Raw genomic sequence first — 6,519 nt, forward strand, 5'->3', positions numbered from 1 at the left:
ACAGTGGGGGCCCCCCCAACCACCCGCCCGGCCTTTTCCCGGCAGGTGTGGGTCGCCCGCGGGTTGTCGTGAGTGAGAAACAGTGTTCTAACCCTGTTTCTCACTCACGACAAGCCTGGGACCGCGGTCGACGAGTTATCCACATCGGCTTCGGTTATCCACAGATTCTGCGAACGGAGGCTTCACGACGCTGTGAGCCAGCATCGTCGGGTGCATGCCTCGGAACTGCCGCTGGTCGGCAACCCAGATTCCCAGCGCAGCACAACCCGGCTGGCTGACGTTGCTGGCCGAACAACACGGAATCATCAGCCTGCAGCAACTCCGTGCATACGGCCACAGCGCGGACGCCGTTTCGGCCAACTTGGCGGCCGGACGCTGGCAACGCGTGCTGCCTCGTGTCTACGCGACCTTCACCGGGCCACCCGCGCGGTCTGCGATGTTGTGGGCCGCTCTGCTCTACGGGGGCCCTCACGCAGTGCTCAGCCATCACACTGCCGCGGAGGAGTGGCAGCTTCTCCCGGTCACCGACCGGCCGGTCGAGATCACTGTTCCCTACACCAGCTCGGCCGTTTCGCAACGCCCATTGGTCATAGTCCATCGTTCACGCGCACTGCAACACACGACGGTGGGCACCACGCTTCCACGTACCCGTGGCCCGGACACCATTCTCGACCTGGCAGTGTCGCAGCAGACCGCACGTGACGCGACGTTGCTCATCGTCGACCTGGTGAGCCGTAGTCCCATTCCGCTTCAGGCGGTGCTGGATTGTGTCCGGCTGAGACCTCCATACCGGTACCGAACGGCGATCCGCCGAGGACTCGACCTGGTGGGCAACGGCTTGATGTCCGCCCTCGAGGTTGAGTACCTGGAGCTGGTCGAAGAGCAGCACGGACTACCTCGAGGCGACCGGCAGACGCCGTTCGTCGTGGATGGAAAGACCCTCTGGGAGGACGTCACCTACGACATCCACGGAGCTGCAGTCACCGTGCGGCTCGACGGTCGCGCCACTCACGCGACCGGAGGCGTTGCCTTCCGCGACCGACGCCGGGACAACGCGGCCGAACTGGCTGGTCGCGCCCGCCTTGTCTACGGCTGGCGAGACGTCCACGTCTCGCCGTGCGCTGTCGCGGCGGAGGTCCGGACAGTCCTGATCCGCGAAGGCTGGGATCCCACCGGCGCCCGGGAGCCGGTCTGCCGCACCTGTCGTGAGTGAGTAACAGTGTTCTAACACTGTTACTCACTCACGGGGGGGGGGCCCCCCCGCGCGGGTGTTGGTTTTGACGTGGTGTAAACCCCCCCCCCCCCCCCCCCCACGGCTGTTACTTGACCGCGCCCATGGAGAGGCCGCGGACCAGGTGGTTCTGGGCGATCCAGCCGACGATCATCACCGGCAGGGAGGCCAGCAGGGCCGCCGCCGAGAGCTGGGCCCAGTACAGGCCTTCGCTCGTGATGAAGCCGACCAGGAACACCGGGACCGTTCCCGCTCGGGCCGCCGTCAGGTTGACCGCGTAGAAGAACTCCGTCCAGGAGAAGATCACGCAGATCAGTGCCGTTGCCGCGATGCCGGGGGCGACCACCGGCATGATGATCTTGCGTAGCAGTGTCGGCAGGTTGGCGCCGTCGATGCGACCCGCCTCGATCATCTCGTGCGGGACCTCCAGGAAGAACGACCGCATCATCCAGATCGCCAGCGGCAGGTTCATCGACGTGTACAGGATGACCAGCGCCCACACCGTGTCCAGCAGCTCGGTGTTCTGCGAGATCACGTACAGCGGGATGATCGCCGCCACGATCGGCAGCATCTTCGTCGACAGGAAGAACCCGAGTGCGTTGGACGTCCCCTTCACCGGCGCCAGGGACAGCGCGTACGCCGCGGGGACGCCGAGGAGCAGCACCAGCAGCGTCGACAGCACCGTGACGAACGCCGAGTTCGCGAGGTAGGGCAGGAAGCTGCCGCCGAGGACGTTGCCGATCTGGTGCAGCGTCGGGCTGAACAGCAGCTTCGGCGGGTCGGTGTAGGCGTCCGCCTCCTGCTTGAACGCCGTGAGGATCATCCACAGCAGCGGGAACACGAACAGGATCGCGAGCACCCAGGTCGCGACGGTCAGCGATCCCTTGCCGTACTGCCTTTTCCGGGGAGCAACCGTGGTCACTTGATTCCTCCGCTCACCGAGAACGTGCGGAACATCAGGCGCAGCGCGAACGTCGCGACGATCATCGTCAGGATCACCACGATCACGCCCATCGCCGAGGACTGGCCGACGTCGAAGCCCTCGAACGCGCGCTGGTAGATGTAGTACGGCAGGTTGGTGCTCGCCGTGCCCGGGCCGCCCTGTGTCATCAGGAAGATCGCGTCGAAGCTGTTCACGATGTAGATCGCGCCCAGCAGCGTGGCCAGCTGCAGGAACCGGGACAGGTGCGGCAGCGTGATGGAGACGAACGTCCGCCAGCGGCCCGCACCGTCCACATTGGCCGCTTCGAGGACCTCTTTGGACTGGCTCTGCAGGCCAGCCAGGATGAGCAGCATCATGAACGGCGTCCACTGCCAGACGACCTGCGCCATCACCGCGGCCAGCGGGAACTCCGAGAGCCAGTCGACGTCGGTGCCGAAGACGAAGTGCAGCAGCCCGTAGGTCGGGTCGAACATCGTCGTCTTCCACAGCAGCGCGCCGGCCGCGGGCAGGATGAGGAACGGCGTGATCAGCAGCGTCCGGACGACGCCGCGGCCGAAGAACTTCCGGTCGAGCAGGATCGCCAGGCCGAGGCCGAGCAGCAGCGCGACGAACACGCACACCACGGTCAGCACGACCGTGTTGAGCAGCGCGACCAGGAACGTCGTGTCGCTGAAGACGTCGACGTAGTTGTCCAGGCCGACGAAGTGCCGCGAGCCCGGCCGGACCAGGTTCCACGACTGGAACGAGTAGAACACGGTGAGCAGGAACGGCAGCTGCGTCACCGCGATGACGAAGACCAGCGCGGGCAGCAGCGGCAGCCGGCGCTTCGCCGCCGTGCTCAGGCCGCGTTTCTCCGCGACCTTCACCTGCGAAGCGGACGTGGGGGTGGAGACCGACAGCGTGGACATCACTGCACCGCCTTGTACGAATCGCCCACGGTTTGCGCGTAGTCCTGGGACTGCTTCAGCGCGTCTTCGACGGATTCACGGCCGGCGATCGCCGCCGACAGCTGCTGGCTCACCCGCGTGCCCAGGTCCTGGAACTCGGGGATGCCGACGAACTGGATGCCGGGGTAGGGCACCGGGTTCGCCATGGTCTTCTGCTGGTTCGCGGCCGCGATGCCGTCCAGGGTGGGCTTCGCGTAGGCCTTCGCCGCCTCGGCGTACTCGGGGATCGCGTACGTCGACTGGCGGACGCCCGGCGGGACGCGGTTCCAGCCGTAGGTGTGCCCGACCTTCTGCACGTACGCCTTGTCGGTCATCCAGGCCATGAACTTCCAGGCCGCGTCCTTGTCCTTGGCGACCTTGGGAATGCCGAGCGCCCAGGTGTAGAGCCAGCCGCTGGCCTCGGTCCGCACGACCGGCGCGGGCGCGTAGCCGGACTTGCCGACGATCTTGCTGCTCGCCGGGTCCTCGTTGGTGCCCGCCATGACCGTCGCGTCGTACCACATCGCGGCCTGGCCCTGGGTGTAGCGCGTGCCGCACTCGGAGAACCCGGCGCTGGAGGCGCCGACTTCGCCGTGCTCGCGGATCAGGTTGACATAGAACTTCGCGGCTTCGGCGAACTCCGGCGACGTCAGCTTGGCGTTCCAGTCCTTGTCGAACCACTGCGCGCCGAAGGTGTTGGCCACGGTCGTGAACGGCGCGAGGCTCTCGCCCCAGCCCGGCTTGCCGCGCAGGCAGATTCCGGCGACGCCGTGGACCTTGTCGTCGAGCTTCGCGGCGAAGTCCGCGATCTGCGGCCAGGTCGGCCTGGCGGGCATGGTCAGCCCGGCCTTCTCGAAGAGGTCCTTGCGGTAGGCCAGGAACGACGACTCGCCGTAGAACGGCACCGCGTACATCTCGTTCCGGTACGACAGCGACTGCTTGATGCTGGGGATGAAGTCGCCTTCGTCGTAGCCGGGGGTGGCGGCCATGTGCGGTTCGAGGTTCTCGAGCCAGCCGTTGGCCGCCCACTGCGGTGCCTCGTAGTTGCTGATCATGACGACGTCGAACTCGCCGCCCTCGGTGGCGGTCGACGCCGTGATCTTCGCGCGGACCTGGTTTTCCGGCAGCGACACGAACTTCAGGTTGATGCCGGTGGCCTTCTCGAACTCCGGCGCGAGCGCGATCGCGTCCTTCATCTGCGGGTTGGCCACGATGGCGATGACCAGCGTGCTGGTCCCGGTGCCGAGCGAGCCGGCGCCCGCGCAGCCGGTGACCAGCAGGGACGTCGCCGCCAGCAGTGTCAGCAGCTTACGCACGGCCACCTCCCGGGAGGACTTGCACCTTCAGCCCGGCGCCGCTGCGCATCTTCGCGAGCGCCTCGGGGTACTGCTCGAGCGGCAGCGTGTCCGTGAGCAGCGTGTCCGTGTCGATCGCGCCGGCGGCCACGAGGTCGAGCGCGGCGCCGAAGCTGTTCAGCACGGCCATCGAGCCGACGACGGTGATCTCGTCGTTGTAGATGCGGAACGGCGAAAGCGCGACGCGCGCTTCGGCGGGGGCGACGCCGAAGACGAGCAGGCGGCCGCCGCGGCGGATCGAGTCGAAGGCCGCTTCGATGGCGGGCGCGGCGCCGGTGCAGTCGACGGCGACGTCGAACTTCTCGCCGTCCAGCTCGCCGACGTCTTGCGCGGTCGCGACGGCACCGAGGGTTTTCGCGCGCGGCAGCCGGGTTTCGTTGCGGTCGACCACGGTGACCTGCGCGCCTGAGCGCTGCAGCAGCTGCTGCATGATCAGGCCCATCGTCCCGGCGCCGACGACCAGGAAGCGCTCTCCGGCTTCGACGCCGACGCGCCGAACGCCGTGGACCGCGCAGGAAACGGGTTCGACCAGCGCGCCCTGCTCCCAGGTCATCGTGTCGGGCATGCGGTAGCAGTTGGCCGAGGGCACGGCGACGTACTCGGCGAAGGCGCCGTCGACGGTGTCGCCGGTCGCGTTCCAGTTGGCACAGAGGTTGCCGTGGCCGGAGCGGCACGGGCCGCAGTAGCCGCAGAACAGGGACGGGTCGACGGCGACGCGGTCGCCGACCTGCCACTCGCCCGGCACGTCCGCGCCGAGCTCGACGATCTCGCCGGCGAACTCGTGGCCGGGGACGATCGGGTACGGGGTGGGCGGGAAGTGCCCGTCCGCGATGTGCAGGTCGGTGCCGCAGATGCCGCACGCTCCGACCTTGACGACGACCTGGCGTTCCGCGGGTTTCGGATCGGGCACCTCGCCGACCCTGATCTCACCGGGCCGGTCGACGATGGCGGCACGCATGCCTTGCCCCTTCCTCGCGCTCATATGAGCAACGTTGACCTATCGCGTCGAGAACATGTGGAGGCATTACAGGTCTGACGTCGGTGTTACGTCAACCTTTCGGCTGGATTTCGCGCTATTATGCTCAAATGAGCGCTTCTCGTAAGGCTGTTTCGCTCACTGAAGCGATGCTGCTCGCCACCGTCGCCCGGCGCTTCTACGTGCAGGGACGCTCCAAGCTGGAGATCGCCGACGAGTTCGGCGTCAGCCGGTTCAAGGTGGCGCGGATGCTCGACACCGCCATGGAGTCCGGCCTGGTCAGGGTCGAGTTCTCGCTGCCGGTGCCGGTCGACCTCGCGCTGTCGGACGAGGTGCGCTCGGCGTACGGCCTGGAGCGCGCCCTGGTGCTCGACCGCTCAACCGAGCGGGAGCCGAAGGAGGTCGTCCGCGGCAAGATCGGCGCGGTCGCGGCCCGGCTGCTGGAGGAGATCGCGACGCCGTCGGACGTCATCGGGCTGTCGTGGGCGCGGTCGGTGAACGCGATGACCGAGGCGATCCGGTCGCTGCCGCGCTGCCCGATCGTCCAGCTGTGCGGGGTGCAGGCGGGGATGGACATGCGCGGCCGCTCGGTCGAGACGGTCAGCCGCGTGACGTCGGTGTCCGGCGGTGACGCGTACCCGATCTTCGGCCCGCTGGTGCTGCCCGACCGCCGCACGACCGAGACGCTGCGGCGGCAGCCGGGCATCGCGGAGACCTTCGGCCAGTTCCGCAACCTGACCAAGGCGGTGGTCAGCATCGGCGCGTGGCAGCCGGGCGAGTCGACGGTCTACGACGCGCTGGACGAAGCCGAGCGCGCGGCGATCGCGGCCCGCGGGGCGACGGCGGAGGTCGCGGCCCGGCTGTTCGACGCGGCCGGGAACGCGCTTTCGACCGGCCTGGCCCACCACGTCCTGGCGATCAGCCACGAGGAGCTGATGGCGGTCCCGGAGGTGATCGCCCTCGGCTACAGCCGCCCGAAGGCGGCCGCGGTGGACGCGGTCCTCCGGTCCGGCATGGTCTCGACGCTGATCACCGACGCGGCCGCGGCAGTCCCCCTGCTGGCCCTGGCCGCCAAGAACCCCGTCGTG

6 protein-coding genes are annotated in these 6,519 nt (G+C 68.0%); 2 read left to right on the forward strand and 4 right to left on the reverse strand.

Translation table 11 applies throughout. From position 1 onward, the window contains the following. The first annotated feature begins 214 nt into the window (after positions 1 to 214). Entirely contained in the window at positions 215 to 1,213 is a 999-nt protein-coding gene (locus tag ABJI51_RS33140; protein WP_348954997.1) for a hypothetical protein, read from the forward strand. 106 nt (positions 1,214 to 1,319) lie between these two features. Here ABJI51_RS33140 and ABJI51_RS33145 read toward each other — a convergent pair whose 3' ends face one another. From ABJI51_RS33145 to ABJI51_RS33160, 4 genes are read right to left on the reverse strand one after another with little or no spacing between them, the layout of a single operon-like run. Continuing rightward, positions 1,320 to 2,153, reverse strand: a complete 834-nt coding sequence (locus tag ABJI51_RS33145; protein ID WP_348954998.1) for a carbohydrate ABC transporter permease — start codon at positions 2,151 to 2,153, stop codon at positions 1,320 to 1,322. Further along, positions 2,150 to 3,082, reverse strand: coding sequence for a carbohydrate ABC transporter permease (locus tag ABJI51_RS33150; protein WP_348954999.1), 933 nt, complete (start codon positions 3,080 to 3,082; stop codon positions 2,150 to 2,152). The genes ABJI51_RS33145 and ABJI51_RS33150 overlap by 4 nt, the downstream gene beginning before the upstream one ends. After that, positions 3,082 to 4,422 carry an ABC transporter substrate-binding protein gene (locus tag ABJI51_RS33155; protein WP_348955000.1) on the reverse strand — a complete coding sequence of 447 codons (1,341 nt, stop codon included), beginning with the start codon at positions 4,420 to 4,422 and terminating at the stop codon, positions 3,082 to 3,084. Before ABJI51_RS33155 ends, ABJI51_RS33150 begins: the two co-directional genes overlap by 1 nt. After that, entirely contained in the window at positions 4,409 to 5,413 is a 1,005-nt protein-coding gene (locus tag ABJI51_RS33160; RefSeq protein ID WP_348955001.1) for a zinc-dependent alcohol dehydrogenase family protein, read from the reverse strand. Before ABJI51_RS33160 ends, ABJI51_RS33155 begins: the two co-directional genes overlap by 14 nt. A gap of 128 nt (positions 5,414 to 5,541) precedes the next feature. Between ABJI51_RS33160 and ABJI51_RS33165 the strand changes: the two genes are divergently transcribed. Beyond that, the coding region (locus tag ABJI51_RS33165; RefSeq protein ID WP_348955002.1) for a sugar-binding transcriptional regulator at positions 5,542 to 6,519 on the forward strand (978 nt) is incomplete at its 3' end.

Source organism: Amycolatopsis melonis, from assembly GCF_040064235.1.
GTDB classification, from domain to species: domain Bacteria; phylum Actinomycetota; class Actinomycetes; order Mycobacteriales; family Pseudonocardiaceae; genus Amycolatopsis; species Amycolatopsis melonis.